Raw genomic sequence first — 23224 nt, 5'->3', positions numbered from 1 at the left:
GGACAATGCCTGATTTTTTGCTGCGCTGCAACATAAATTGTGCAGCGCAGTATAAGGCAGGTGAATGTTAGCAAAAAAATGACCTGAAAGCAGGCGGGGTCGGATGGACCGCGACGCGGCGACCGTTTAAGTTTGCGTTAAGCTCAAACTTGATCGCGTCTTTGGGAATTTTCGAGGCGGTCGGGCGCGGGCGCGTGTTCCCGTCGCAACAGCGAGCCGGCGTCATGGGCTCTTCGCAGGCAGAGGTCGAAGGAGAGGTGGCCGCCAGCCGCATCGCGGCCGATCCTGCTTTTTCGGCGCTGGACGCGTCGGGGGCCCCGATTTTCGCCGCCTGCGGAACTCCGCTCCGGATTGTCTATCTCAACGATTCGGCGCGCGCCGTCTTCGGCGCAGATGCGACGGCCCTGGCCGAGCGGCTGTTCGAAAGCGACGCGCCAAGCGCGAAGCGGCTGACGGATCTCGTCGAATCCGTGCGCCAGGGCGCCGCGTTGCGGCTGGAGCGCCTGCGGTTCAATTTCGGTCCCTCCCAGCAGACCGTCACCCTGCTGTGCCGAAAGCTTCCGACAGCCGCCGGCGCGCCCGATTTTCTCGTCCTTGCAGCGCTCGGGGTCCGGCCTGCTCCTTCGCCCGTCGACGCCCTAGCCCCTCAGACGCCCACAGCCGGCCACTCATCCCCCATCGGCGACAGCCGCGCGCTGCGCGAGCAACTGATGAGCCGCCATGGCGCCCGCGCGCCCCGCTTCCTTTGGAAAACGGACGCCGACGGCCGTTTCATCGACGTGACGCACGTGCTCGCCGACGTTGTCGGCCCGGAAAGCGCGGAGATCGTCGGCCGGGGAGTCGCGGACGTCGCCGCGGCTTTGGCGCTGGGCCGGGCTTTCGCCGCGGCGATTGCGGCGCGGAAGAGCTTTGCGGGGATCGAGGTCGACTGGCCGCTCGCCGGCACCGGCGCCCGCGCGCCGGTGACGCTGGGCGGACTGCCAACCAGCGACGCCGACCGCCGCTTCGCCGGCTTTCAGGGCTATGGCGTTCTTCATCTCGACCGGGCTTTCGTCGCGGACGCCGTCGCCCTCCCGCCTGTCGAGACGCGCGAACCGCCGCAAGAGCCGGCGCCGGAGCCCGTCTATGCGGCCGACAATGTCGTGCCCTTGCGCCCCGTCCCTGCGCCACGCGAGGAGGCGCCGAGCGCCGCCCCGCCGCCGGACAGGGACGCGTTGACCGCCGCCGAGCGCATGAATTTCGAGGAGATCGCGCGCGCGCTCAAAAGCGGCGCCGCGGCGCCGGCGCTTGTCGAGGCCGAGGCCGGGGAGGCCGCGACCGCGCCCGTCGAGGAACCGCTCTCCGCTGTCGCGGTTCAGGAAATCGCCGCGGAGCTTGCCGCGCTGATCGGGGGCGAGCCGGCGCCCGCGCCGCCGCCCGCAGCCTCGACGGCGACCGGCGTGCTCGACTGCCTGCCGGTCGGCGTGCTCATCGCGCGCGGGGCCAAGACGCTCTTCGCCAATCGCACCTTGCTCGATTATCTCGGCTATGCCGACGCCGCCGCCTTCGAAGCGGACGGCGGGCTCGCCCGCATGTTTTTCGGCCGCCCGCCGGGCGACGCCGGGGCGCGGGCCGCGGCGGTGCAGTCGAGCGACGGCGAGGCGCTCGACGTCGACGTCCATCTGCAAAGCGTCGACTGGGAGGGCGCGCCGGCGACGCTCGTCACCCTGCGCCGCAACCGCAGCCGGCTCCCCGGCCCCGATGAAAGCGCGCTGGCGCTCGCCCGCGCGCGGGACGAAAAGCTCGCCCGCGCCCGCGCCGACAACAGCCTGCTGCGCGGCCTTCTCGAAACCAGCGGCGTCGCCGTCGCCGTGCTGAGCGAAGAGGGCCGCATCGAGAGCGCCACGGGCGCCTTCGCCGCGCTGTTCGAGGCCGAGAAGGGCGCGCTCGACGGCCTGCCGCTCACCGCGCTCTTATCGGCGGAGGATACGCGCAAGCTCGCCGCCTGCTTCCGCGCGGGCGAGCCGGACGCCGCTTTGCGCCTGTCGGCTCGGCTCGGCGGCGCATCCTTCGAGGCGACGCTGCGCCGTCTCGGCCCGGCGCAAAAGCCCTGCCTCACGCTGCGCGCGGAGGCGGCCGACGCCCGCGCCGAGGCGCTGCGGGCGGCGCGCGACGCGGCCGAACAGGCGAACGCCGCGAAATCCGATTTCCTGGCCCGCGTCAGCCACGAAATCCGCACGCCGCTCAACGCCATTCTCGGCTTCGCCGAAGTGATGATGCAGGAGCGCCTCGGGCCCGTCGGCTCGGAGCGCTACAAGGAATATCTGAAGGACATGCACGCCTCGGGCGAGCATGTGCTGTCGCTCGTCAACGATCTTCTCGACCTCTCGAAAATCGAGGCGGGCAAGATGGAGCTGGAATTCGACCGCGTCGACGGCAACGCCGTCATCACGGAATGCGCCGCGATCATGCAGGCGCAGGCCAACAAGGCGCGCATCGTCATGCGCCTGTCGCTCTCCGAGCGCCTGCCGCCGGTGCGCGCCGACGCGCGCTCCTTGAAGCAGATCCTGCTCAATCTTCTCTCCAATGCGGTGAAGTTCAACGAGCCGGGCGGTCAGGTCATCGTCTCGAGCGCACTCACCGACTCGGGCCATGTCGTGATCCGCGTGAAGGACACCGGGATCGGCATGAGCGACGAGGACGTGCAGACGGCGCTCGAGCCGTTCAAGCAGGTGGCGATCTCGCACAAAAGGCCCGGCACCGGCCTCGGCCTGCCGCTGACCAAGGCGCTGATCGAAGCGAACCAGGCGAGCTTCACGATCAGGAGCCGCAAGAACGAAGGCACGCTGATCGAAATCGCCTTCCCGCCGCCGCAGGTGCTGGCGGCGGAGTGACAGCCGCCATCGACCCTGCGGGGATCACCGATATGACCTCACCCGCCGTCTTCCCGTGCGCCGCCGGCACGCCGTCGGGCAAACGTGAAGAGTCAAGGCTCGGCCAAAGCGCGCATTCTTACGCGGCCTGATTCAATCACGGAAAAATGCGTAACCGAGACACGCCGAAATATCCTCATGCGCCAGGGTCGGATAATTGCGCAGAATATCGGTCTCGCTCCAGCCGTCCGCCATCAAGCCGATGATAAACTCGACCGACAGGCGCGTGCCGCGCACGACTGGCTTGCCGGCGAGCACGTCGGGGTCGAGGGTGATTCGGGGCTGGTCAGTCATGCGGACGGCCTCCTTCGGGCAGTATAGATCGTCCCACGCCCTCTCCCAATCGCCCATGGGGATGGCCGGGACAAGCCGGCTATGACGGGGACGTCATAGCTGACAAGGAATGCGGAGAGTTAAACCAACCGGCTCTGCGCCTTCGCCGCCGCGATGAAACTCGCAAACAGCGGATGCGGCTCGAAGGGCCGCGACTTCAGCTCGGGATGATATTGCACGCCGATGAACCAGGGATGGTCGGGGATTTCGACCGTCTCCGGCAGCAGGCCGTCGGGCGAGGTTCCAGCGAAGAGCAGGCCGCAGGCCTCCAGCCGGTCGCGATAGCCGATGTTGACCTCGTAGCGATGGCGGTGGCGTTCGGAGATTTCCGTCGCGCCATAGATGCCGGCGATGCGCGAGCCGGGCTTCAGCAGCGCCTGATAGGCGCCGAGGCGCATCGTGCCGCCGAGATCGCCGTCCGCCGCGCGCTTTTCGAGCTCATTGCCCTTGAGCCATTCGGTCATGAGGCCGACGACCGGCTCGCTGCAGGGGCCGAACTCCGTCGAATTGGCCGCCTCAATGCCGGCGAGCGCGCGCGCCGCCTCGATCACCGCCATCTGCATGCCGAAGCAGATGCCGAAATAGGGAACCTTGCGCTCGCGCGCGAAGCGGGCGGCGAGAATCTTGCCCTCGGCGCCGCGCTGGCCGAAGCCGCCCGGCACGAGAATGCCGTGCACATGTTCGAGATGCGCGGCCGGATCGCCGCCCTCGAATATCTCCGATTCGATCCAGTCGAGATTGACCTTCACGCGGTTGGCGAGGCCGCCATGCGCGAGAGCCTCGATGAGGCTCTTATAGGCGTCCTTCATCTCGGTGTATTTGCCGACGACGGCGATCGTGACTTCGCCTTCGGGATTCATGATCCGCTGCGTGACGGCGTTCCAGCGGCTCATGTCGGGCTTGGGCGCGGGCTCGATGCCGAAGGCCGCGAGCACCTGCGCGTCGAGGCCGGCCGCGTGATAGGCGCGCGGCACGTCATAAATGTTCGCGGCGTCGCGCGCCTCGATCACCGCCTGCTCGCGGACGTTGCAGAACAGGCCGAGCTTGCGGCGCTCCTCACGCGGAATCTCGCGATCGGTGCGGCACAGCAGGATGTCCGGCTGAATGCCGATCGAGCGCAGCTCCTTCACCGAATGCTGCGTGGGCTTGGTTTTGAGTTCGCCGGCGCTCGGGATAAAGGGCAGGAGCGTCAGGTGAATATAGATGCAGTGATGCGGCGGCAGATCGTTCTTGAGCTGGCGGATCGCCTCGAAGAAGGGCAGGCCCTCGATGTCGCCGACCGTGCCGCCGATCTCGATCAGCGCGAAATCGACGTTGTCATTGCCCTCGAGGACGAAGTCCTTGATGGCGTTCGTCACATGCGGAATGACCTGGATGGTCGCGCCGAGATAGTCGCCGCGCCGCTCCTTGTTGATGATGTCCTGATAGATGCGCCCGGTCGTGACATTGTCCTGCCGGTTGGCGGGGCGGCCGGTGAAGCGCTCATAGTGACCGAGGTCGAGATCGGTCTCGGCGCCGTCGTCGGTGACGAAGACCTCGCCATGCTGATAGGGGGACATGGTCCCCGGATCGATGTTGAGATAGGGGTCGAGCTTGCGGAGCCGGACGGTGTAGCCGCGCGCCTGCAGGAGCGCGCCGAGAACCGCCGACGCGAGACCCTTGCCAAGTGAGGAAACCACGCCGCCGGTGATGAAGATGTAGCGCGCCATGGGGCTTAACGCCTAACGCCTTTCGCTGGATTTGGATAGCGTTTAATGCGCCGGAGAAGGACTCTTCCCCAGCGCCGTTCTCGATGTGGAAAGGAAGGACCCGCCGCTTACTGCGTGGGCGACTTCCACTGGGTCGGCGCCGCGGACTGCGCGGCGGGCGCCGCCGGGGCGGGAGCGGCCGGCGCGGCGTCGGCCTTCGGCGCGGCCTCGGGCTTGGGGGCCTCGGGCTTGGGCGCCTCGGCGGCCGGGGCCGGAGCGGCAGGCGCTTCGGCGGCAGGCGCCGCCTTGGGCGCTTCCGTCACGGGCTGAGCGTCGGCTTTCGGCGCGTCGGCCTTGGGGGCCTCCGCGGGAGCCTCCGCCTTCGGAGCGTCCGCCTTGGGAGCGTCCGCCTTGGGAGCCTCGCCGGGAGCGGTCGGGGAAGCGCCCTGCTGGCGCTTCTGCTGGGCGCGCTGGAGCTGGTCGAAGATCGAATCCTTGCCGGCCTCGGGCGTCTTCTCGCCGGGCTTGACCTCTTTGAACTTGACGTCGCCCTGGTCGATGGCCTTGGTCCAGTCGTCGCCGCCCTCGGTGTGGCGCTGCCAGGCCGGCAGCACGGTCAGAGCGATGCTGGTCAAAAAGAAGATCGTCGCGAGAATGCCGGTGGCGCGGGTCAGGGCGTTGGCCTGGCCGCGACCCGTGAAGACGCCGCTGCCGCCCATGCCGAGCGCCCCGCCCTCGGACTTCTGATAGAGCACGAGAACGACGAGCGCCGTCACCACCATCAGGTGGATCGCGATAATGACCTGCTGCATTTCCAACCTTCTTCGCTAGCGGAGCCCAAGCCGTAGCCAAGCTCGACGCCAATCCCTGGCGGCGCTTCTACACCATGCGGGACGCGCACGGAAGGGGGCCGGGCGCTTACGAAAATGTTGACGGCGGAGCCGCCGGCGTCGCCGAAAGGAGCGCGCGTCCTGGAAGAGGCGGCGCGAGAAAAAAAAAGCGGGCCCGCGAAGGCCCGCCCTGCGTAGAGCCGCGCGCGGCTTTCAGTAGAAGTTGCCGTCCTGGCCCTTCCACTTGCCGCCGTCCTGGTCGAAGCGGGTCTCGTCCTTGAACTCGATGACCTTGCCCGGTTCGATATATTGCTTGTCCTTGATCATCTGGTTCTGGATCGTGGTCGAGTAATAGCTCGTATTGTCGGAGCAGCCGGGCTTCGGCGCGCCGCCCTCCGGTTTGCACTGAAGATTGGCGCCTTTCGGGAAGCGCACATTCGCCGTGAAATAGAATTCGTAGCCGGCGTGGCCGGCGCCCTCGACGTCGAGCGGCCAGAAGCGGGTGATGTCGAATTTCTCGACGACGGCGGTCTCGTCGAACTTCTTCTTGATCAGATTTTCGAAAACCTTGCGCGCGTCTTCGGGCTTCGGCTCGCAGTTGAAGACGCAGAAGGCCTTGGCGGGAACAGCCCCGGCAAAGGCCGCGAAGATGGCTAGCGCGCCGATCTTGAGAAGTTTCATGGTCGCAACGTCTCCCCTCTTGAATTTGCGCATGTCCGGGGCTCGTTTGGCGGCCGCGACTCTGGCGCAATTTCTTGTTCCTTGACCTTTTTCAAGCTGCACGGCTTCGCCGCTTCGGGCAAGGGAAAGGAGCCGCGCGAATTGTCGCACGGCCGCCCGCGCGTCCCTGCCCGCGCGCCCATGTTGCGCAGGGCTCCCCGCCGCTCTATTGACGGCGCTTCTGCTTTCCCGAACGCAACGAAGAGGGTTTCATGTCCGCCTACAAGATCCTGCTCCTGCCCGGCGACGGCATCGGTCCGGAAATCTCCGCCGAGGCCGAGAAGGTGATCGACTTTCTGGGTCGGGCGGGCGTCGCCTCTTTCGAGATCGAGCGCGGACTCGTCGGCGGGGCGGCCTATGACGTCCATGGCGTGGCGATCAGCGAAGGCGACATGGCGCTGGCGCAGGCCGCCGACGCCGTGCTGCTCGCCGCCGTCGGCGGCCCCAAATGGGACGGCGTGCCCTATGACGTGCGCCCCGAGGCGGGCCTCCTGCGCCTGCGCAAGGATCTCGGCCTCTTCGCCAATTTGCGCCCCGCGATCTGCTATCCGGCGCTCGCCGACGCCTCCTCGCTCAAGCGCGAATTGGTCGACGGGCTCGACATCATGATCGTGCGCGAATTGACGGGCGGCGTCTATTTCGGCGAACCCAAGGAGATCACCGATCTCGGCGACGGCCAGAAGCGCGCCGTCGACACGCAGGTTTACGAAACCTATGAGATCGAGCGCATCGGCCGCGTCGCCTTCGAACTCGCCCGCAAGCGCCGCAACAAGGTGACCTCGTCCGAGAAGGCGAACGTCATGAAATCGGGCTATCTGTGGCGCGAGGTTGTTACCGCGCTGCACAAGCGCGAATATGCGGACGTGCAGCTCGAGCACATGCTCGCCGACGCGCTCGCCATGCAGCTCGTGCGCTGGCCCAAGCAGTTCGACGTCGTCGTCACCGACAATCTGTTCGGCGACATGCTGTCGGACGAAGCCGCCATGCTCACCGGCTCGCTCGGCATGCTGCCCTCGGCCTCGCTCGGCGCGGCCGACGCCAATGGCAAGCGCAAGGCGATGTACGAGCCCTGCCACGGCTCGGCGCCCGATATCGCCGGCAAGGGCGTCGCCAATCCGATCGCCATGATCGGCTCGCTCGGCATGGCGATGCGCTATTCCTTCGACAATCCCAAGGCCGCCGACGCCATCGACGCCGCCATCTCCGGCGTGCTGGGCAAGGGCCTGCGCACCGCCGACATCAAGGGCGACGCGCCCGCGTCGATCTCGACCCGCGAGATGGGCGACGCCATCGTCGCGGAACTGAAGACGATTCTGGCGTAAGCGGCTCCCGCTCACGTCATGTCGGGCTCGTCCCGGCCATCCGCCAATTCAGGCGCTCGCGGCGAGACCGGCGAGCGCCTGTTCTATTTTCGGCCCCCAGGTCTTCTCGCGAAAGCCGAAAAAATCGCGCGCCTTGTCGATAAGGCCATTGCGCCCGGCGACGACGCAGTCGACGCGCGTTTGCGCGCCTTCCGGGGCGAGCGCGATGGTCGCATGGCTTTCCGCGCCGCCGCCGTTCACGAGCCTCAGAACCACGCGCGCATTCGGCTCCGTCTCAACGACGGAGACGGCGCCGAGCGGCGCCCAGGAGGCCGGATCGGCGGCCAGCGCGAAAACCCGGCTGGCCTTGCCGGCGATAGCGGCCGTGCGCCTCACGGCGTAGCGGTCCGATTGCATGATGAGCGCCGCAGCGAGCAGCGCCAGCAGGAAATAGAGAAGAACGAGCGCGACGCCGACCATGAACGCCTCCTCTGAAACGCCTTCAGGCGTCAACGTAGCGCGCTCGTGGCCGCTGGCCACCGCCGCGCCGAGGAACCCCTGTCCGCGAGCGTCGAACACGCTAGGATGAGGGCATGACCAAAGCGGCCAAAAGCGTCGATCTCAACGCCGATCTCGGCGAAGGCTATGGCCCCTGGCGCATGGGCGACGACGACGCCATGCTCGGCATTGTCACGAGCGCCAATGTCGCCTGCGGCTTTCATGCCGGCGATCCCGACATCATGGCGAGGACGTTCGCGCGCGCGCGGGAGAAGGGCGTCGCCGTGGGCGCCCATGTCGCCTTTCCCGATCTCATCGGCTTCGGACGCCGGCCCCTGCCCCTGACGGCGATCGAAATCGAGCGCGCGGTCGCCTATCAGATCGGCGCAGCGCAGGGGCTCGCGGCGCTCGCCGGCCATCGCGTCGCCTATGTGAAGGCGCACGGGGCGCTCGCCAATCTCGCCGAGAAGGATGTGGAGGTCGCCGACGCGCTGGCGCGGGCGACGCGCGCCGTCGACGCGTCGCTGACATTGCTCGCCATTGCGCGTTCGGAACAGGTTCGGGCCGGCGAACGCGCCGAGCTGAAGGTGGCGCATGAGATTTTCGCCGACCGCGCCTATGTCGACGACGGACGGCTGCAGCCGCGTGGCCAGCCGGGCGCGGTTTTGGTCGACGCCGACGCAGCGCTGGCCCGGGTCCGCGCGATGCTCGCCGAGGGCGCGCTCGTGACCATTTCCGGGAAGCGCCTGCCGACGCCGATCGACTCGATCTGCGTGCATGGCGACTCCGCCCACGCCGTCGAGATGGCGCGGCGCTTGCGCGCGGGCCTCGAGGCGGAGGGCTTTGCGCTTCGGGCCTTCGTCGAGGCGTGACATGTACGACGCCGGACCGCGCTTTCTCGATCAGGGCGAAACGGCGCTCACGGTCGAATTCGGCGACGTCGTCGATCCCCGCGTCAACGCGCGCGTGCTGGCTCTCGACGAGGCCTTTCGCGGCGCCCCGCCCCCCGGCGTGAAAGAGACGACGCCGACCTATCGCTCGCTGCTTGTGCATTACGAGCCGCTGGCGATCTCCCGCGCTGCGCTGATCGCGTGGATCAATGACCGCCTCGCGCGCCCTGCGGCCGGAGAGAAACAGTCCAACCCGAGCGCCGCTCACGCCGACGGCGCAAACTGGGCCGTCCCTTGCTGCTACGATCCGGCGCTCGCCGAAGACATCGTCGAGGCGGGGGCTCTGCTGGGCCTGTCGCCGGCGGCGCTCGCCGCGCAACATGCTGGCGCCCTCTATCGCGTCTATATGTATGGCTTCGCGCCGGGGTGGTGCTATCTCGGCGGCCTGCCGGAGGCGCTCGCATTGCCGCGACGCCTGGCCCCGCGCGGGCCGACCCCGCAAGGCGCCGTGCTGATCGGCGGCGGCCTGTCCCTCATCGGCGCCAATCCCATGCCGACCGGCTGGTATGTCATCGGCCGCACGCCGGAGCGGCTCTTCTCCCCGCAGAGGAAGCCGCCCTTTTTCGTCGCGCCCGGCGACACATTACGCTTCGAGCCCGTTGACGCCGCGACGTTCGCGGCGCTGGAGTCCCGTGCGGCGGCGGGCGAGACGGTCGCCCGGCGCGAGACGGGGGCATGAGCGCGCGGCTCCTCGTCCATGCCGCCGGGCCGGGCGTCACATTGCAGGACGTCGGCCGCTTCGGCTATTCGCGCGTCGGCGTGACGCCCGCGGGGCCGATGGACTGGCCGGCCTTTCTGACAGCGACGCGGGCCGTGGGCGCGACCGTGGCGCTGGAAGTCTCGCTCGGCGGCGTCGAGCTTGCGGCGGAGGGAGCGACGCTCGCCGTCGCCATCGCAGGCGGAGCCTTCGATATCCGGCTCGACGCGACGTCGCTCCCCCACGCCGCCGTTGCGCCACTTGCGCCCGGCGCAAGGCTCGCCATCCGCGCCGGGCCGACGGGAGCTTGGTGCTACGTCGCGGTCGGCGGCCGCATCGACGTCGCGCCGACGCTCGGATCGCTTGCGACCCATTCGCGCTCCGGGATCGGTCCCCCGCCGCTTCGCTCCGGCGACGCCCTGCCCGTCGTCGACGTCGCCCCCGCGCCAGCCGAGCCGCAGAAATTGGATGCGCCCTGGCTCGTGGAGGACGACGCGCCCATCCGCGTCATGCTCGGGCCGCAGGACGATTATTTTGCGCCCGAGTCGATCGCGGCGCTGCTCGCGGCCGAATGGCGGGTCGGGGCGCGCAGCGACCGCATGGCCTATGCGCTGGAGGGGCCGCGGCTGACCCATGCGCGCGGCCATGACGTCGTCTCGGACGGCACCGCCATGGGAGCCATCCAGATTCCCGGCTCCGGCGCGCCCTTCGTGCTGATGGCCGATCGCCAGCCGACCGGCGGCTACCCCAAGATCGCGACCGTCATCGGCGCCGACCTCGGCCGCATGGCCCAGCGTCGCCCCGGCGCGGCTCTGCGGTTCACGGCGGTCGATTGGGACGCGGCGGTCGCGGCGCGCGCCGCGCTGAAAGCGCAAGTCGCGGCCGGCCCTGTTTTGAGGCCCCTCGCCGCCGAACTCTCCACCGAGGCGCTGTTGGCGGTCAATCTCATCGGCGGCGTGGTGAACGCGCGAGATTAGCAGCTCGCCTGCCGTCATGGCCCGGCCAGGACAGCGGGAGCGGCGGCGATCGGATAAAGCGCCGAGACGCCGAGGCGGCGGCCCTTTACTCCGCCGGCTCCTCGATCTTCACCAGCACCGGCGTCTCGTCGACCGGCGCGGGCGCCTCGACGGCGCCGCGGCGTTTCCACCACTTCCAGACCATCATCCACCAAGGATCGCCGACATGCAGGTGATAGCGCAGCGGCGTCTTGATGATGGCGAGCACCAAGCCGATTGAGAACAGGCACCAGACGGCCGGCCATTCATTGATGTTGCTGGTCGTCAGCCCCGCGAGGAACGGGCCGGCCAACCAGGAGAAAAGAATGAAGCGCCAGCTGCCGTAGAGCGTCGGGATGAAGAAGGACATCAGCGGATAGCCGAGATAGCCGCGCCCGAGCCAGGCGTTGTCCGCCATGCTGTTGCCGATGCCGTTGGTCGGCAGCAGCCAGGCGATGTGCCATTCACCGCGCACCGTGCACAAAACGTCGCCGCAGAGCGGCCGGCCGATGGCGCAGTGGCCCGCCCAGCTGAACGGATAAAGCTGGATCAGCATGGCGATGGCCGCGACGAAACAGCCGAAATAGGCCCAGGGCGCGACGATGCGCGCGCTGTCCTTGGGCATGAAGTAAAGCGCAACGGCGTTGATGAAGAAGGGCTGAAACGTAATGTGAAGATAACCGAACATGGTCATCATCTGATTTAAGGGCGAGTCGCATTGGTTGAGGACCGAATAGGCGACCGCCTGAAGCGACTCCATGCTGGCGAAATACAGAAGGCAGATCCAGAGCGCCATCGGCTCCGGGTTCTTTTTCAGAGCGGAATAGGCCGCGCCGGCAATGCCCGTGGCCGCCAATACAGTCGAAGCTTCCCCGCTCCAGCACATGGGTGTCGTTTCCTCTGATTTTCTTTTACGCGCCCCGATACACCATCCCGGGAAAAGCAAAAAGCCCCCGCTCTTGAAAACGGGAGCGCTCGCTCCAGGCGGTTTTCGGGTCCTAGGGAATTTCCCCCGGCGCGGCGAGCTCGAAATGGGCGAATTCGAAGCCCGGCGCGACCGTACAGCCGACGAGCGTCCAGGCGCCGAGGCTTTTCGCCGATTGCCAGCCCCCCGCCGGCACGATCCCCTGGGGTCGCTCGCCGCCCAAAAGATCAGCGCCAAGCCGCAAGACTGTGCGGCGACCCTCGTCGTATAGCGACAGTTCCAGCGGCGCGCCAGCGTGCCAGTGCCAGATTTCCGCGGCGTCGACCCGGTGCCAGGCGGAGATCTGGCCGGCCGGCAGGAGGTAGTAGATCGCGGTCGAGGCCGCGCGCCCGCCGCCGCCCGCGGGGTCGCGGAAGGTCTCGCGATAATAGCCGCCCTCGGGATGCGGCGCGAGGTCGAGGAGGCGCGCAACCTCCTGCGCAGAGAGACCGGACAAAGCGCTCATCCGGCGAAGCGGTTCTTGCGTTCGCGCATTTCGGCGAAGACGGCGAAGGGGTTGGCGTCCGCCATGCCCATCGCCTTCTTCACCTCCGGGTCCTCCACGCGCAGGAAGGGGTTGGTGGCGTTTTCGAGCGCAATCGTGGTGGGGAGGGTGAACTTGCCGGCGGCGCGCAGTTCGGCGACGCGTTGCACCCGGTCGCGCAGCACGGGGTTTTCCGGGTCGACCGTGAGGGCGAAGCGGCCGTTCGCCTGCGTATATTCGTGGCCGCAATAGATCAGCGTCTCGCGCGGCAGATTGGCGAGCGTTTCGAGCGATAGCCGCATCTCGTCGGTCGTCCCCTCGAAGACGCGGCCGCAGCCGAGCGAGAACAGCGTGTCGCCGACAAAGACGGCCTCGTCCTCGGGAAAATAATAGGCGACGTGGCCGGTCGTGTGGCCCGGCGTGGCGATGACCCTGGCGCGGGCGGCGCCGATCGCCACTTCGTCGCCGTCGGACACCGCCTGATCGAGCGGCGGCAGGCGGTGGGCGTCCGCCGCGGCTCCGACGATCTTCATCTGAGGAAAGCGCTTCTTGAGCGTTTCCGCTCCCTCGATGTGGTCGAGATGATGATGGGTGATGAGGAGATGCGTGACCGGCCAGCCCCGCCGCTCCGCCTCGGCGGCGATCGCCGCGCCGTCGGGGGCGTCCACGGTCGCCGTCGCGCCCGTCCGCGCATCGTGAACCAACAGCCCGAAATTATCGTTCAGGCAAATAAACTGCGCCACCTCTATGGACATGCCGATCTCCGCATTATTGATCCGCATCATAGCGGAGGCGCGCAAAAATGCGACCAGGTCAAGCCTTGCCACGCTGAGAGAATAAGAAGATGATCCGGCCCATGGCCCCCGACGTGGTGGAACTGAGAGCCTTTTACGAAACCGCCCTGGGCGAGGTGGCGCGCCGCGTGGTCGGGCGCCTGCTGCGGACCCGCTGGGATGACCATGCCGGCATGCGGGTGCTCGGGCTCGGCTATCCGACGCCCTATCTGGACGGGTTTCGCGAGAAGGCTCAGCGGGTTCTGGCCTTTATGCCGGCGACGCAGGGGGTCGTGCACTGGCCGCTCGACGGCCGCTCGGCCACGGCGCTGGTCGAAGCCTCGATGATGCCCTTGCCCGACGCCAGCATCGACCGCCTGCTGCTGGTGCATGCGCTCGAGGTCGAGGAGCATCCGCAGGATTTGCTCGAGGAGGTCTGGCGCATCCTCGCCCCGGGCGGGCGGGTGGTGATCATTGCGCCGAGCCGCACCGGCCTTTGGGCGCGCCTCGACACCACGCCTTTCGGCCATGGCCACCCCTATTCGCGCGGCCAGCTGCAGACGCTGCTCCAGGAAGCGCAGTTCCTGCCGGTTTTCTGGGGCGAGGCGCTGTACGTGCCGCCCTTCCAGCGCGTGACGCTGCTGCGCTCGGCGCCCGCCTTCGAGCGCATCGCCGGGCGCTTTTCACTGCCCGGCGGGGGCGTCCATGTCGTCGAGGCGATGAAGCAGCTCTACCGGCCGGCGCTGCGCCGGGCCGTGCGGCGCGCGCCCGTCATCGCCGAGCCGGAGCTCGAGCCGGCGCTCGAGCCCGAGGGCGCCGAGCCGGCGTGAGGCGCGCGGCCTTAGCGCCGACCATAGTCGACCTTGATCCCGAACGACTGCGCCAGAAACAGCGCCCCATGGATCAGCCCCGCGTTGTCGATGCCATGGCCGAGGCCGGCTGACATGTGCCACTGCGTCGGCACGCCGATGTCGGCGAGCGAACCGGCGGAGAGCAGCAGGGCCTCGGCGGGGATGAGTTCATCCTCCTCGCCATGAACGAGCAGCACCGCGGGCGGGGGATTTTGCGGCGCCGGTTCGGAGCCGGGCGTCGCCGCGCCGAGCACATGGATGCCGGAATAGCCGAGAATGGCGCGGGGCGGGATGCGACGGCGCAGGCCGGCGTGCAGGGCCATCATCGTGCCCTGGCTGAAGCCGACGAGCGCGAGCGCACGCTCGTCGAAGCCGCGCTTGGCGAGCTCCTTGTCGAGAAAAGCGTCGAGCGTGGGGCGGGCGGCGTTGACCCCGCGCCAGCGCTCGTCCGGATCGCGGGTGAACAGCGGGAACCACTGCCGCCCCATGGGCGACATGGCGCACCGCTCGGGCGCATGCGGCGCGACGAAATCGGCGTCGGGGAGAAAGCCGCGCCATTGGCGGCCGATCTCGATGAGATCCTGGCCGTCCGCGCCGAACCCATGGAGAAAAACGACGAGTTGCCGGGCCTTGCCGGATTTGGCCGCGACCCTCGGACCGTCGATCTCAACCGTCATGCCATGCTCCCCTTACGCCGGTCCGGGACGGGCCGCGGATGCGGGCGTTTTCTGTCTAGAAGCGTCCCGGGCGCGAAGAGATTCGCGACGTCTAGGAACGCTAAAGCTCTCGGGGGTTGTCGCTCGAAGGTCAAGAGGGCTCGTCAGGAGCCGGGCATGCGGCCTCTCGACGGCCGCAGCTTCAAAACGACGTGTTCACAACGAAGCGAAGAATCTTGAAGGCGAAGATGAAAGCGCCAGCCAGCGTGCCGTGCTTCACCATGGTCATTGCGAGAAAAATATGGTCCGGCCTCATCATGTTTCGTAACCCTTCCAAATACGCTCACGGCGCCGCGCGCGGCTTCCTGCATTCCCGCGGAGGAGAAGAGACGTTTTAAGGTTCGGGGCGTCTGCGTCTCGATCAGGCCCTTGCGAAAGGCGCGCCATTACGCCTTCTTTCGACTGAGCAATTTCGTCGCACCCTTGGCGACGCGCTCCATCTCGAAAACCTTGCGTCGAGGTAGCTTTCGACAGGCGCTTTTGCAAGCGACAGCCTTCGTAATCGGGCGTTTCGCGACAATATGTCACTTCGGGAACGCAGCGTGCGTGGAAGCTCCAATGACAGGCGTTTCGATATGCCGAGACTGTTGATCTTCGTGGGCGTTGCGCTGATCGCGCTCGGCCTCCTGTGGTCGCTCGGGGAGCGGTTCGGACTGGGCCGACTGCCCGGCGACATCGTTTTCGAGCGCGGCAATATCCGGGTTTATTTCCCGCTCGCGACGTCGCTCCTCCTCAGCCTCGCATTGAGCGTCGTCTTCTGGCTCCTCAACCGCTGAGATGGGCGCGCGGCATGGCCGTGACGCTTCGTCTTTTGACGCGGGCGTCAGGAACAACCCTTGGCGCCTCTGGTTGATCGATTACGCAAAACGATGGGGGCGGCAAAGGCCGAGGGTGTCGACATGCAGATCTTCAAACGAAATCGTGAACGTGACGCCCGCGACATCGGCGGCGTCGTAGCCCGGCAGGCCTCGGCCGCGGCCGATCAGGCGCAGCGCATGATGGAAGAGGGCGTCGACCAGGCCAATCGCGCGATCGCGACTGCGCGGGAGCAAGGCGCGCAGGTTGCAGAAAACGCGGGCGAAGCCATGGAGGAATGGCGCTCGAGTCTCGAGACGGCGGTGCGCGCTCAACCGATTGCGGCGCTGGCGATCGCAGCCGTCGCAGGCCTCGCCATCGGCGCGCTGTGGCGCAGCGGCGAAAGATGAATTGACAGGCGAGGCGTCGCACCCGCCTCGCCTCTCACGCAACTGGCCTGTGGGCGGCGGCTCTGCTATGAGCCCCGCCATGGAGCCGCAACAGACACTCGAGGCGCTTCGGCGCGGCGACCTCGCGGGCGCGCGCGAATTGCGCCTCCCGGGCCTCGCCGAGTTCCCACGCGAAGTTTTCGGATTAGCCGAGACGCTGGAAGCGCTCGATCTCGGCGGCGGGGAATTGCGCGAACTGCCCGACGACATGGGCCGCCTGCGCAAATTGCAGGTGCTGTTTTGCTCCAATAACAACTTCGCGATTTTGCCGCCGTCGCTCGGCGACTGCGCCGCGCTGCGCATGATCGGCTTTCGCCGCACGGGACTGCGCGAAGTTCCGGGCGAAGCACTGCCGCCGCTCCTGCGCTGGCTCACGCTGACCGACAACCACATCGAACGCCTCCCGGACGCCCTCGGCGAAAGGCCGCATTTGCAGAAGCTGATGCTTGCCGGCAATCGGCTCGATTCCCTGCCCGCGACATTGCGTTACGCGGAAAGGCTCGAACTGGTTCGGCTGAGCTCGAACCGTTTCGACGCGCTGCCGTCGTGGCTTCGGACGCTGCCGGCCCTCGCCTGGATTTCATGGGGCGGCAATCCTTTCGAGCGCGAGATCGAGACGGCGGCGGCCGCGCCCGCCGCCTGGGCGCATCTCGAGGTCGACGCGCTGTTGGGCGAAGGCGCCTCGGGACGCGTGCACCGCGCCACCTGGCGCCGGAACGGCGACGCAGGGCGACCCGTCGCGCTGAAGATTTTCAAGGGCGCGATGACGAGCGACGGCCTGCCCGCGCGCGAAATGGCCGCTTGTCTCGCCGCCGGAGACCACCCCAATCTGACGGCCGCGCTCGGCCGGCTGACCGATCATCCCGACGGCGCGCAGGCGCTGCTCATGCCGCTGCTGCCGCCGCACTGGCGCCGGCTCGCCGATCCGCCGAGCTTCGAAACCTGCAGCCGCGACGTTTACGACGCCGGAATGCGCATGTCGGCCGACGCCGGGCGCGCCCTTGTGCGCGGCGTCGCGGCGGCGGTCGCGCATCTGCACGCGCGCGGCCTGATGCATGGCGATCTCTACGCCCATAACATTCTGTGGGACGAGGCGAGCGGAGAGGCGACTCTGGGCGATTTCGGCGCCGCCTGCGCCCTGCCCTCGGGCGATGAAGGCGACGCCTGGCGCCAAATCGAGGTCCGCGCGTTCGGATTGCTGCTCGACGAAATTTTGGATCGTTGCGCGCCCGCACCCGACGGCGGCGAAAAACTGCGCGGTCTGGCGCGCGCCTGTGTCCAGAAGGATGTACGCGCCCGACCGCTTATGGCGGAAGCGCTGAAGGAAATCTGACCGCCTTGCGAAGCAATGGCGAGCGCCTCTCCGCCTCGCATCTGCGGCAAAATGCGGAATTGCCCTGCTTTGCTTTTGTTCTAAGCTTTGCGGGTCGCCGTCGCATGTAGAGGCGGCGACCCTTGAAAAAGGGGGAGAGCCATGACGAGGCAAGACTTCATCGTCACGGACCAGTCGAGCGTATGGTTGTTCGAGCCCCTGACCGAAGCTGCGCAACGCTTCGTCCGCGAGAGTGTGAACGTGGACGAGTGGCTGTGGCAGGGCCAGCGTTTCGTCGTCGACTATCTGTCCGCGGGGGCGCTCGCCGAAGACCTTCAGGACGAGGGCTTCTCCGTCGTTACAAAGCACTGACGAAACACCCTCACCCGGAGCCTTCTTGGCCTCTCCCGCGAGGGAAAGGCGCATGACGGCGCCGCTTTTTGGGTTCCCCTTTCTCCCCTTGCGGGAAAAGGCGTTCCGCCGAAGCAAGACGGGGCGCGCTCCCTCAGAGCGGAAGCCGGCCCTGCGCCTCGGTCTCCGAGCCGCCGGGCGTCGGGGCCATCTCCGGACCTTTCAGAAAAGACGCGGCGTCTCGTACGATTTCCGCCTTGCGCTCGGCGCTCATGGCGTCGAGGGCCTTCAGCGGCATGGCGAGGCGCGGGGTCTTGGCGAGACGTTCGCGGTTTTCTAGAAAGAAATTCCAGTAAAGATAATTAAAGGGACAGGCTCTCGCGCCGCTTTTCGCCTGCGCCTCGTAGAAACAGCTTTTGCAATAATTCGACATGCGGTCGATATAGGCGCCCGAGGCCGCATAAGGCTTGGAGGCGAGGAGGCCGCCGTCGGCGAAAATCGCCATGCCATGCACATTGGGGAGTTCCACCCATTCGAATGCGTCGGCGTAAACGATGAGAAACCATTCTTCGATCGCTTCCGGCGCGACGCCGGCGAGCAGCGCGAAATTGCCGGCGACCATCAGTCGCTGAATATGATGCGCATAGGCGTTTTGGCGCGTGTCGGCGACCGTCTGCGCGAGACAGTTCATGCGCGTTTCGCCGGACCAGTAGAACCATGGCAAGGGGCGCGCGGCGCGCAGAGCGTTGCTCTCGCGATAGTCGGGCATGCACAGCCAATAGACTCCGCGCACATATTCGCGCCAGCCGAGGATCTGACGGATGAAGCCCTCGACCGCGTTGAGCGGCGCGCGCCCCGCCAGGAAGGCGCGCTCGGCCGCGACGCAGACCTCATGCGGCGTCAACAGGCCAATGTTGAGCGACGTCGACAGCAGCCCATGGTACAGGAAAGGCGCGCCCGTGCGCATGGCGTCCTGATAATCGCCGAAAGAAGGCAGGGACTTCGCGAGAAAATCGTCGAGCGCGGCCAGCGCCTGCGCCCGCGTGACCGGCCAGCCGAAAGAGTCGAGATCGCCAAAATGATCGGCGCAGCGCGTCTCGACGAGCGCCATGACCTCCTGCGTGAGCGCGTCCGGCGCGAAGCGCCGCCGCGTCGGCGCGCGAAACTTGTCCGGCAGCGACCGGCGATTTTCCACATCGAAATTCCAGCGCCCGCCGACTGGCGCGTCGTCCCTCATCAGAAAGCCGGTGCGCCGCCGCATGTCGCGGTAGAAAAACTCCATGCGCAGCGCCGCGCGCCCCTCGGCCCAGCGCGCGAAATCGGCGCGGGAGCAGAAAAAGCGGTCATCGTCGCGAATTTCGACGGGAACTCCGAGCGCCGCGGACCACTCGCTCATCATCTCCCGCACCCGCCACTCGCCGGGCTCGGTGACGACGACGCGCGACGGCCGATGGCGGGCGACGGCGCGCGCGAGTTCTCCGGTGAAGGAGCCTGTATTGGCGGGATCGTCGAGGCGCACATAGTCGACCGCGACGCCCTCGGCGGCGAGCTCCAGCGCGAAATGGCGCATGGCCGAGAGGATGAGGACGATTTTCTGCTTGTGGTGGCGAACGTAGCGGGTCTCGTCGGCAACCTCGGCCATGAGCGCCACGTCGCCGGGCGCGAGCCCGTCGAGGGCCGAGATGGCGCGCGTGAGCTGGTCGCCGAGGAGGAAGCGCAGCGTTTTGGTCATGCGGCTTTGAGTTAGCGCCGCGCCCGCCGATTGCAACGAGCAACGAGTGCCGCGTTCCGCTTAGTGCTCGCCGATGAAGTGACGATGGTTGTGGATCGGAGCGACGCGGCGCGGCTGATGGGGGCGAGGTCGCGCAAAGCGATCCAGGCGCCGGCCGGTTATTGGAGGCTCGACGATCACCCCGCCCTGCGGCAAGGCGCGACGCGCCGAGGGGGCGAGAACAGTGGGATTGATGACCTGCTGCGCCGAGGCGGCCTGCGCCCAGATCAGGCAGCAAGCCGCGCAAAATGCTGACATACGCATTGGAGGACCTTGGTTTTTTTTGAAGCGTAGCCCGTCGCTAGCAGATGGCGCCCCGCCTCGTAAAGCGGCGCCGTCGCAAAGCCGTTGGACTCCCTTACGGCTCGAGCTTTCGCGGCGCGCCAAAGAACGTCCGCACCTCGGGCGGCACGCGCGCCAGCTTTTCGTTCACCATCGTCACGGCGAGCGAGACGCCGCCCTTGATGCTGAGCCCGGCGAGCTCCGCCCAGCCGGGGCCGAGGCAGGCGGACAGAGCGTCGAGCTCGTCGCGCTCGGCGCGATGATTGGCCAGGGCCGCCAGGATCTCCTCGCGCGGAAGGTCGAGTGCGCGCGCGAGCGCGTCGAGGGGCGACTCGCCCACCCGCCAGGCGCCGACGTGATAGGCAAGGATGGCGTGTTTCGCCGCGCGCCATTGCCGATCGATCCGTGCGCAATTGCCTGCATGTTCTGTTGTGAGTGCCGCATCCATCGTTGTCGAACTTTTTTTATTTGTTAACGCTCGAAGCTGAAAAAATCTCCTCATCTAGCGCCCAGAATCCATTTCCCTCGCGCGCCAGGAGGAGGACGGCATTGTGATTTTGCCGCCAGGAACGATTTTGATGATTGTCCCGTGTCGATTATATGGCGTCGCGACGGGAACGCCGTTGACGGTCGCGCGCACGACGCCGTTGACGTCGGTGACGCTAATCGATTGCGCGCCAGTCGTCGTAGCGATCAGCACGTCGCCAAAGGCGATGTTGGGCCCCGCGAGCAGAATCAAAAGAAAAAGGGCGACGCCGCGCTTTTGATTTTGCATCGAAACCTCCTGAAGCCTTCGAAAATCCCTTGCGGCCGGCGCGCAAACGCCAGCCGCGGCGTTTTCAAAGGACGTTCGCGTCAGCTTTCATCAGGGATGACCCGCCGGCAGAAGCGGCAAGGTCTCGATGGCCTGACCAAGGCCCGTATAACTTTGAGGTCCTGTTTGGCCGACTGTCGCCGTATTGGAAAGCGAGCTTCCCGGCTTGCCGACGGCGACCTGCTGAACGGCGAAATAATTGGCGAGGCTGTTCTGCTGGGTCGCGATCGTATTGTTATGTCCAAATTGCGCGCCGGCGGTGGCGCTCACCAGCGGATTGCTGAATTGGACGCCGACGAAGCTCGGATTGACGCTCAGGAAATTTTGCGCCTGCGCTCCACCGGCCCCGATCGAGACGAGAACCGCAATGATGAAATATCGCATTTCTTGTGCTCCTCGTTTTTCGGCCGATGCGCCGATGGCGACAGGCAGGGGCGCCGCGCCCGAAGAGAAGATCGCGGCCTCGGGCCGCGATCCGATCTAATCAGGAGGGTCTCAAGACGGCTCTCACCAATTGCCGAAGTTCAGCGGAACCTGCGCCTGAATCACGGTCGCCTTGTTGATGGCGGCGCCGCCCTTCGAGGTGTTGCCGATTGACTGATTAACGGTCGCCGATTGCGACAGATCGCCATGCCACTGGTTGACCGGGACCTGGGCCTGCACCACCCACGCCTTGTTGAGCGCGAAGCCGCCCTTCGAGGTGTTGCCGATCGCCTGGGTGACGTTCGCGGTCTGGCTGAGATCAAGAGCAAATGCGAAGCTGGTCGAAAGAGCCAGAACGACAGGAATCAAAAGAAGCTTCTTCATGATGAGTCCTTCCACTTTTGCAACGCGAAGCTGTCTTCAGGAGCTTCGATGAAGGACGTAACGCGCGCCAGACAGGCCGACAGGCGCCCATTCGGATAGGCGCCCGAACGGATTAGGTAGTTTCACCGAAACAAGCGTTTCCTTGATCGTTGCGACCCCTGCTAATGCAAATTGTGAGCGAGCGGCGGCGTCGCGCCCCTCTCCCGACTCTAGACGCGAGGGCGACCGCAGCCGCGTGGCGTTCACGCGCCGTCCTGCGGCGGGCGCGCAATCCAGTAGAGCAGGCAGAAGGCCGCTGTGATGAGCCCGCTGCCGTAAAGCGTCCCGGCGAGATCTTCACTGGGGATCCAATAGCTCGCAACGGAGAGCGTGAGGCCCGCCGCCGCGACATAGATCGGGCGCGGATCGCGCTCGTGCGGCTCTTTTTCGAGCCTCTTGCGCCAGCCCATATTCATCCTCCCGCCGCGGCGAAACCCTCACCAGGCGACGATCTTGCCAGGGTTCATGATATTGTCCGGATCGAGCGCATGTTTGATCGTGCGCATCGTCTCGATGGCGCCGGCGCCCGCCTCGCTGATCAGAAAGCCCATCTTATGCAGGCCGACGCCATGCTCGCCGGTGCAGGTGCCGCCCATGCTGAGCGCGCGCGCGACGAGCCGCTGATTGAGTCCCTCGGCAGTCGCGCGCTCCTGCGCGTCGTGGGGACCGATGAGATAGCCGAAGTGAAAATTGCCGTCGCCGACATGGCCGAGGAGAAAATAGGGAATGCCGCTGGCGTCGGCTTCGGCCTTCGACTCGAGGAGGCAATCGGCGAGCCGGCTGATCGGCACGCAAGCGTCGGTGACGATCGCGCGGCAACCCGGCCGGCTCTGCACGGCGGCGAAATAGGCGTGATGCCGTGCGGTCCACAATCGCGTGCGCGCCTCGGGGGTCGCGGCCCATTCGAAAGCGCGGCCCCGATGCGCGCACGCGATCTCCTGCACGGTCTCGGCCTGCTCCTTCACGCCGGCGGGAGACCCATGAAACTCCATCAGCAGCATCGGCTCCTCGATGAGCGCGAGCTTTGAGTGTCGGTTGACCATGGCGACGGACGGGCCGTCGAGCAGTTCGACGCGCGCAATGGGAACGCCGAGCTGAATGATCTCGATCACCGTCTGCACGGCGTCGGCGATGTCGGCGAAAGAGCAGATCGCCGCCGAGATCGCCTCCGGCAGCGGATAGACGCGCAGTGTGATTTTCGTCATCACGCCGAGCGTGCCCTCGCTGCCGATGAAGAGGCGCGTCAGGTCGTAGCCGGCGCTCGATTTGCGCGCCTGGGTTCCGGTGCGAATGAGGTCGCCCTTCGCGGTCACCACGTCGAGCGCCAGCACATTTTCACGCATCGTGCCATAGCGTACGGCGTTGGTGCCGCTGGCGCGGGTCGCACACATGCCGCCGATGCTAGCGTCGGCGCCGGGATCGATTGGAAAGAACAGGCCGTAGGACTTCAGTGCGCGATTGAGCGCTTCGCGCGTGACGCCGGGCTCGACGGCGACGGTGAGGTCTTCGGGCTGAACGGCGAGCACGCGGTTCATGCGCGACACGTCGAGACTGACGCCGCCCTCGACCGCGAGCAGATGGCCTTCGAGCGACGAGCCGACGCCAAAGGGGATGATCGGCGTCTTATGTTGCGCGCAGAGCCGCACCGCGTCAGCGACATCCTCCGCGCTTTCGGCAAAGACGACCGCCGCCGGCGGCGGCACATGAGTATAGGCGGATTCGTCGCGGCCATGCTGTTCGCGCAGCGCCGGCGCCGTGGAGAAGGCGGCGCCGAAGCGCGCGGCGAGCGCGCGCGAGAGTTCAGGCGGCGTCGGCCGCTGTGCGACTTTCGGCGCGGGCGCCGGGGTCACGGTCTCGTCGTCGGGCAGGCGCGGGTTTGCGACAGAGGACAT

Annotated in this window: 27 protein-coding genes; 10 read left to right on the top strand and 17 right to left on the bottom strand. The window is 66.9% G+C overall.

The genetic code is table 11. From position 1 onward, the window contains the following. Nucleotides 1–224: 224 nt before the first annotated feature. Nucleotides 225–2873: a HAMP domain-containing sensor histidine kinase gene (locus tag RVU70_RS08615; protein ID WP_363350962.1), complete on the top strand. Its 2649-nt coding sequence runs from the start codon at nucleotides 225–227 to the stop codon at nucleotides 2871–2873. A 132-nt stretch (nucleotides 2874–3005) separates the two neighbouring features. Here the strand turns inward: RVU70_RS08615 and RVU70_RS08610 are convergent, their stop codons facing one another. The 4 genes from RVU70_RS08610 to RVU70_RS08595 form a co-directional block, all read right to left on the bottom strand. Beyond that, nucleotides 3006–3206 (bottom strand): DUF433 domain-containing protein, encoded by a 201-nt coding sequence (locus tag RVU70_RS08610; protein WP_363350960.1) that lies wholly within the window; start codon nucleotides 3204–3206, stop codon nucleotides 3006–3008. 119 nt (nucleotides 3207–3325) lie between these two features. Beyond that, the gene (locus RVU70_RS08605) at nucleotides 3326–4954 is read right to left on the bottom strand and encodes a CTP synthase (RefSeq protein ID WP_363350958.1); all 1629 of its coding nucleotides are present in this window, start codon (nucleotides 4952–4954) and stop codon (nucleotides 3326–3328) included. 107 nt (nucleotides 4955–5061) lie between these two features. Then, nucleotides 5062–5745 (bottom strand): preprotein translocase subunit SecG, encoded by a 684-nt coding sequence (gene secG / locus RVU70_RS08600; RefSeq protein WP_363350956.1) that lies wholly within the window; start codon nucleotides 5743–5745, stop codon nucleotides 5062–5064. A gap of 231 nt (nucleotides 5746–5976) precedes the next feature. Then, nucleotides 5977–6444, bottom strand: coding sequence for a hypothetical protein (locus RVU70_RS08595; RefSeq protein WP_363350954.1), 468 nt, complete (start codon nucleotides 6442–6444; stop codon nucleotides 5977–5979). A gap of 251 nt (nucleotides 6445–6695) precedes the next feature. Here RVU70_RS08595 and leuB point away from each other — a divergent pair, with 251 nt between their 5' ends. After that, entirely contained in the window at nucleotides 6696–7805 is a 1110-nt protein-coding gene (gene leuB, locus RVU70_RS08590; RefSeq protein ID WP_363350952.1) for a 3-isopropylmalate dehydrogenase, read from the top strand. A gap of 48 nt (nucleotides 7806–7853) precedes the next feature. Here leuB and RVU70_RS08585 read toward each other — a convergent pair whose 3' ends face one another. Next, the gene (locus RVU70_RS08585) at nucleotides 7854–8264 is read right to left on the bottom strand and encodes a hypothetical protein (RefSeq protein ID WP_363350950.1); all 411 of its coding nucleotides are present in this window, start codon (nucleotides 8262–8264) and stop codon (nucleotides 7854–7856) included. Between the two features lie 113 nt (nucleotides 8265–8377). Between RVU70_RS08585 and RVU70_RS08580 the strand changes: the two genes are divergently transcribed. Genes RVU70_RS08580 through RVU70_RS08570 form a run of 3 tightly spaced genes read left to right on the top strand, consistent with a single transcriptional unit; the run spans nucleotide 8378 to nucleotide 10906 of the window. Continuing rightward, entirely contained in the window at nucleotides 8378–9154 is a 777-nt protein-coding gene (locus RVU70_RS08580; protein WP_363350948.1) for a 5-oxoprolinase subunit PxpA, read from the top strand. A 1-nt stretch (nucleotide 9155) separates the two neighbouring features. Further along, nucleotides 9156–9911, top strand: coding sequence for an allophanate hydrolase subunit 1 (locus RVU70_RS08575; protein WP_363350946.1), 756 nt, complete (start codon nucleotides 9156–9158; stop codon nucleotides 9909–9911). Beyond that, on the top strand, nucleotides 9908–10906 hold the full coding sequence (locus RVU70_RS08570; protein WP_363350944.1) for a biotin-dependent carboxyltransferase family protein: 999 nt from the start codon (nucleotides 9908–9910) through the stop codon (nucleotides 10904–10906). The genes RVU70_RS08575 and RVU70_RS08570 overlap by 4 nt, the downstream gene beginning before the upstream one ends. 85 nt (nucleotides 10907–10991) lie before the next feature. On the opposite strand, the gene RVU70_RS08565 is transcribed toward RVU70_RS08570, so the two are convergent. The 3 genes from RVU70_RS08565 to gloB form a co-directional block, all read right to left on the bottom strand. After that, on the bottom strand, nucleotides 10992–11810 hold the full coding sequence (locus RVU70_RS08565) for a DUF5765 domain-containing protein (RefSeq protein ID WP_363350942.1): 819 nt from the start codon (nucleotides 11808–11810) through the stop codon (nucleotides 10992–10994). A 112-nt stretch (nucleotides 11811–11922) separates the two neighbouring features. After that, a complete protein-coding gene (locus RVU70_RS08560) occupies nucleotides 11923–12354 on the bottom strand; it encodes a cupin domain-containing protein (RefSeq protein WP_363350940.1) in 432 nt (143 codons plus the stop codon). Beyond that, entirely contained in the window at nucleotides 12351–13127 is a 777-nt protein-coding gene (gene gloB, locus RVU70_RS08555) for a hydroxyacylglutathione hydrolase (protein WP_363350938.1), read from the bottom strand. Before gloB ends, RVU70_RS08560 begins: the two co-directional genes overlap by 4 nt. Nucleotides 13128–13216: 89 nt before the next feature. On the opposite strand from gloB, the gene RVU70_RS08550 reads away from it, so the two are divergent. After that, a complete protein-coding gene (locus RVU70_RS08550) occupies nucleotides 13217–13975 on the top strand; it encodes a class I SAM-dependent methyltransferase (protein WP_405044868.1) in 759 nt (252 codons plus the stop codon). 11 nt (nucleotides 13976–13986) lie between these two features. On the opposite strand, the gene RVU70_RS08545 is transcribed toward RVU70_RS08550, so the two are convergent. Then, complete coding sequence (locus RVU70_RS08545) at nucleotides 13987–14673, bottom strand: phospholipase (RefSeq protein WP_363350936.1); 687 nt, start codon at nucleotides 14671–14673, stop codon at nucleotides 13987–13989. Nucleotides 14674–15287: 614 nt separating this feature from the next. Here RVU70_RS08545 and RVU70_RS08540 point away from each other — a divergent pair. From RVU70_RS08540 to RVU70_RS08525, 4 genes are all read left to right on the top strand, one after another. Continuing rightward, a complete protein-coding gene (locus RVU70_RS08540) occupies nucleotides 15288–15488 on the top strand; it encodes a DUF2905 domain-containing protein (RefSeq protein ID WP_363350934.1) in 201 nt (66 codons plus the stop codon). A 123-nt stretch (nucleotides 15489–15611) separates the two neighbouring features. Further along, nucleotides 15612–15917 carry a hypothetical protein gene (locus tag RVU70_RS08535; protein ID WP_363350931.1) on the top strand — a complete coding sequence of 102 codons (306 nt, stop codon included), beginning with the start codon at nucleotides 15612–15614 and terminating at the stop codon, nucleotides 15915–15917. Nucleotides 15918–15996: 79 nt separating this feature from the next. After that, nucleotides 15997–17289 carry a leucine-rich repeat-containing protein kinase family protein gene (locus tag RVU70_RS08530; protein ID WP_363350929.1) on the top strand — a complete coding sequence of 431 codons (1293 nt, stop codon included), beginning with the start codon at nucleotides 15997–15999 and terminating at the stop codon, nucleotides 17287–17289. Nucleotides 17290–17430: 141 nt separating this feature from the next. Then, nucleotides 17431–17640, top strand: coding sequence for a hypothetical protein (locus RVU70_RS08525; protein ID WP_363350927.1), 210 nt, complete (start codon nucleotides 17431–17433; stop codon nucleotides 17638–17640). Between the two features lie 133 nt (nucleotides 17641–17773). Here the strand turns inward: RVU70_RS08525 and RVU70_RS08520 are convergent, their stop codons facing one another. From RVU70_RS08520 to RVU70_RS08485, 8 genes are all read right to left on the bottom strand, one after another. Next, entirely contained in the window at nucleotides 17774–19351 is a 1578-nt protein-coding gene (locus RVU70_RS08520) for a cryptochrome/photolyase family protein (RefSeq protein ID WP_363350925.1), read from the bottom strand. 60 nt (nucleotides 19352–19411) lie between these two features. Continuing rightward, nucleotides 19412–19654 carry a hypothetical protein gene (locus RVU70_RS08515; RefSeq protein WP_363350923.1) on the bottom strand — a complete coding sequence of 81 codons (243 nt, stop codon included), beginning with the start codon at nucleotides 19652–19654 and terminating at the stop codon, nucleotides 19412–19414. A gap of 94 nt (nucleotides 19655–19748) precedes the next feature. Continuing rightward, entirely contained in the window at nucleotides 19749–20120 is a 372-nt protein-coding gene (locus RVU70_RS08510) for a hypothetical protein (protein WP_363350921.1), read from the bottom strand. Between the two features lie 54 nt (nucleotides 20121–20174). Continuing rightward, entirely contained in the window at nucleotides 20175–20447 is a 273-nt protein-coding gene (locus tag RVU70_RS08505) for a hypothetical protein (RefSeq protein WP_363350919.1), read from the bottom strand. Nucleotides 20448–20537: 90 nt separating this feature from the next. Further along, nucleotides 20538–20870, bottom strand: a complete 333-nt coding sequence (locus tag RVU70_RS08500; RefSeq protein ID WP_363350917.1) for a hypothetical protein — start codon at nucleotides 20868–20870, stop codon at nucleotides 20538–20540. A gap of 123 nt (nucleotides 20871–20993) precedes the next feature. Continuing rightward, a complete protein-coding gene (locus tag RVU70_RS08495) occupies nucleotides 20994–21293 on the bottom strand; it encodes a hypothetical protein (protein WP_363350915.1) in 300 nt (99 codons plus the stop codon). A gap of 242 nt (nucleotides 21294–21535) precedes the next feature. Then, a complete protein-coding gene (locus RVU70_RS08490; protein WP_363350913.1) occupies nucleotides 21536–21742 on the bottom strand; it encodes a hypothetical protein in 207 nt (68 codons plus the stop codon). Between the two features lie 27 nt (nucleotides 21743–21769). Next, entirely contained in the window at nucleotides 21770–23224 is a 1455-nt protein-coding gene (locus RVU70_RS08485; RefSeq protein ID WP_363350911.1) for an FAD-linked oxidase C-terminal domain-containing protein, read from the bottom strand.

The organism is Methylocystis echinoides (assembly GCF_040687965.1).
Lineage (GTDB): Bacteria > Pseudomonadota > Alphaproteobacteria > Rhizobiales > Beijerinckiaceae > Methylocystis > Methylocystis echinoides_A.
The sequence above is the reverse complement of the archived record's forward strand: the minus strand, read 5'-3'. Positions and strand labels throughout refer to the sequence as shown.

Excerpts from the sequence above, each read along its gene's own strand:
- gloB (WP_363350938.1), bottom strand. The coding sequence starts at position 13,127 with ATGTCCATAGAGGTGGCGCAGTTTATTTGCCTGAACGATAATTTCGGG.
- RVU70_RS08575 (WP_363350946.1), top strand. The coding sequence starts at position 9,156 with ATGTACGACGCCGGACCGCGCTTTCTCGATCAGGGCGAAACGGCGCTC.
- RVU70_RS08565 (WP_363350942.1), bottom strand. The coding sequence starts at position 11,810 with ATGTGCTGGAGCGGGGAAGCTTCGACTGTATTGGCGGCCACGGGCATT.
- secG (WP_363350956.1), bottom strand. The coding sequence starts at position 5,745 with ATGCAGCAGGTCATTATCGCGATCCACCTGATGGTGGTGACGGCGCTC.
- RVU70_RS08615 (WP_363350962.1), top strand. The coding sequence starts at position 225 with ATGGGCTCTTCGCAGGCAGAGGTCGAAGGAGAGGTGGCCGCCAGCCGC.
- RVU70_RS08550 (WP_405044868.1), top strand. The coding sequence starts at position 13,217 with ATGATCCGGCCCATGGCCCCCGACGTGGTGGAACTGAGAGCCTTTTAC.
- leuB (WP_363350952.1), top strand. The coding sequence starts at position 6,696 with ATGTCCGCCTACAAGATCCTGCTCCTGCCCGGCGACGGCATCGGTCCG.
- RVU70_RS08520 (WP_363350925.1), bottom strand. The coding sequence starts at position 19,351 with ATGACCAAAACGCTGCGCTTCCTCCTCGGCGACCAGCTCACGCGCGCC.
- RVU70_RS08610 (WP_363350960.1), bottom strand. The coding sequence starts at position 3,206 with ATGACTGACCAGCCCCGAATCACCCTCGACCCCGACGTGCTCGCCGGC.
- RVU70_RS08485 (WP_363350911.1), bottom strand. The coding sequence starts at position 23,224 with ATGTCCTCTGTCGCAAACCCGCGCCTGCCCGACGACGAGACCGTGACC.
- RVU70_RS08570 (WP_363350944.1), top strand. The coding sequence starts at position 9,908 with ATGAGCGCGCGGCTCCTCGTCCATGCCGCCGGGCCGGGCGTCACATTG.
- RVU70_RS08495 (WP_363350915.1), bottom strand. The coding sequence starts at position 21,293 with ATGAAGAAGCTTCTTTTGATTCCTGTCGTTCTGGCTCTTTCGACCAGC.
- RVU70_RS08525 (WP_363350927.1), top strand. The coding sequence starts at position 17,431 with ATGACGAGGCAAGACTTCATCGTCACGGACCAGTCGAGCGTATGGTTG.
- RVU70_RS08580 (WP_363350948.1), top strand. The coding sequence starts at position 8,378 with ATGACCAAAGCGGCCAAAAGCGTCGATCTCAACGCCGATCTCGGCGAA.
- RVU70_RS08605 (WP_363350958.1), bottom strand. The coding sequence starts at position 4,954 with ATGGCGCGCTACATCTTCATCACCGGCGGCGTGGTTTCCTCACTTGGC.
- RVU70_RS08560 (WP_363350940.1), bottom strand. The coding sequence starts at position 12,354 with ATGAGCGCTTTGTCCGGTCTCTCTGCGCAGGAGGTTGCGCGCCTCCTC.
- RVU70_RS08545 (WP_363350936.1), bottom strand. The coding sequence starts at position 14,673 with ATGACGGTTGAGATCGACGGTCCGAGGGTCGCGGCCAAATCCGGCAAG.
- RVU70_RS08510 (WP_363350921.1), bottom strand. The coding sequence starts at position 20,120 with ATGGATGCGGCACTCACAACAGAACATGCAGGCAATTGCGCACGGATC.
- RVU70_RS08515 (WP_363350923.1), bottom strand. The coding sequence starts at position 19,654 with ATGCGTATGTCAGCATTTTGCGCGGCTTGCTGCCTGATCTGGGCGCAG.
- RVU70_RS08585 (WP_363350950.1), bottom strand. The coding sequence starts at position 8,264 with ATGGTCGGCGTCGCGCTCGTTCTTCTCTATTTCCTGCTGGCGCTGCTC.
- RVU70_RS08490 (WP_363350913.1), bottom strand. The coding sequence starts at position 21,742 with ATGGGCTGGCGCAAGAGGCTCGAAAAAGAGCCGCACGAGCGCGATCCG.
- RVU70_RS08530 (WP_363350929.1), top strand. The coding sequence starts at position 15,997 with ATGGAGCCGCAACAGACACTCGAGGCGCTTCGGCGCGGCGACCTCGCG.
- RVU70_RS08535 (WP_363350931.1), top strand. The coding sequence starts at position 15,612 with ATGCAGATCTTCAAACGAAATCGTGAACGTGACGCCCGCGACATCGGC.
- RVU70_RS08505 (WP_363350919.1), bottom strand. The coding sequence starts at position 20,447 with ATGCAAAATCAAAAGCGCGGCGTCGCCCTTTTTCTTTTGATTCTGCTC.
- RVU70_RS08595 (WP_363350954.1), bottom strand. The coding sequence starts at position 6,444 with ATGAAACTTCTCAAGATCGGCGCGCTAGCCATCTTCGCGGCCTTTGCC.
- RVU70_RS08500 (WP_363350917.1), bottom strand. The coding sequence starts at position 20,870 with ATGCGATATTTCATCATTGCGGTTCTCGTCTCGATCGGGGCCGGTGGA.
- RVU70_RS08540 (WP_363350934.1), top strand. The coding sequence starts at position 15,288 with ATGCCGAGACTGTTGATCTTCGTGGGCGTTGCGCTGATCGCGCTCGGC.